Raw genomic sequence first — 1,576 nt, forward strand, 5'->3', positions numbered from 1 at the left:
ACCGACCGGGACGAGCTGTTGGAGGCGCTGCGCGCGCTGGCCGCCGACCGGCCGTCGGCCGCGGTGCTGGACGGCGAGCCGCAGCCCGGCAGGCTAGGTGTGCTGTTCACCGGGCAAGGCAGCCAGCGGCCCGGAATGGGGCGTGAACTCGCCGAGCGGTTCCCCGCTTTCGCCGCTGAGCTGGACGAGGTGCTGGCCCACTTCGACCGCGAGTCCGTCCCGGGCGTGCGGGAGGTGCTGTTCGGCGACTCCGGCGAGTGGCTGCACGACACCGGCTACGCCCAGCCCGCGCTGTTCGCGCTGGAAGTGGCGCTGTTCCGGCTGGTCGAGCCGTGGGGCGTGGCGCCCGCGCAGCTGGCCGGGCACTCCATCGGCGAGCTGGTTGCCGCGCACGTCGCCGGGGTGCTGTCGCTGTCCGACGCCTGTGCGCTGGTAGCCGCCCGAGCCCGGCTCATGCAGGCGTTGCCGCGCGGTGGCGCGATGATCGCGGTCGAGGCGACCGAGGACGAGATCGCACCGCTGCTGACCGATGAGGTCTCGCTCGCGGCGGTCAACGGCCCGCGGTCGGTCGTGCTCTCCGGCGCCGAGGAGCCCGTCGCCGGGATCGCCGCGCGCTTCGCCGATCGCCGCACCAAGCGGCTCACCGTCAGCCACGCCTTCCACTCGCCGCTGATGCAGCCGATGCTCGCGGAATTCCGCGCGGTGGCGGAGAGCCTGCGCTACGAACCGCCGCGGATCCCGATCGTGTCCAATGTGACCGGTGCGATCGCTGACCCGGATCAGCTGTGCACGCCCGAGTATTGGGTGCGCCACGTGCGGGAAGCCGTGCGGTTCGCCGACGGCGTGCGGGCGATGACCGAGGCCGGGGTGAGCACGTTCCTGGAACTCGGGCCGGACGGCGTGCTTTCCGCGATGGCGCAGGAAACCATCGAAGCTTCCGTGGCGGTCGGCTCCGCCGCTGCCGACGACATCTCCGCTGTGCCCGCTCAGCGCGCCGACCGCGGCGAAGAGCTGGCATTGCTCGGCGCGCTGGCCGAGCTGCACATCCGCGGCGTGTCCGTCGACCTCGCCGCTGCCTTCGACGGCGAGCGCGTTCCGCTGCCGACCTACGCCTTCCAGCACGAGTCCTACTGGCCGGAGCCCGCGCCCGGACCGCGCCCGGCGGCCGCGGACGACGAGCTGTGGGGCGCGGTCGAGCAGGGCGACACCGACCGGCTGGCCGGGTTGCTCGGGCTGGAGGACTCGCAGCACGCGGCGCTGTACTCGCTGCTGCCTGCGCTGTCGTCCTGGCGGCAGGGCAGGCAGCAGCAGGAGCAGCTGGACAGCTGGCGCTACCGCGTCGACTGGCGGCCGCTGAGCACGCCCGCACCCGCGGTGCTGGATGGCACCTGGCTGGTGGTCAGCACCCCCGAGGCCGCCTGCGACGACGTCGTGGACGCGTTGCACGCGCACGGCGCCGAGGTCCGCGAACTGGTCCTGGACGACGACTGCCTCGACCGCGGGGTGCTCGCCGCGCGGCTGGCCGGGTCGGTCGAGGTGGCGGGCGTGGTCTCGGTGCTGGCCACCGACGAGCGGC

1 protein-coding gene is annotated in these 1,576 nt (G+C 73.7%); it reads left to right on the forward strand.

Features of this window, described 5'->3' with window-relative positions; translation table 11 throughout:
- The coding region (locus IJH84_RS10860; RefSeq protein ID WP_295143503.1) for an acyltransferase domain-containing protein at positions 1-1,576 on the forward strand (1,576 nt) is incomplete at both ends.

Source organism: Saccharopolyspora sp. (assembly GCF_017434145.1).
Classification (GTDB): domain Bacteria; phylum Actinomycetota; class Actinomycetes; order Mycobacteriales; family Pseudonocardiaceae; genus Saccharopolyspora_C; species Saccharopolyspora_C galaxeae.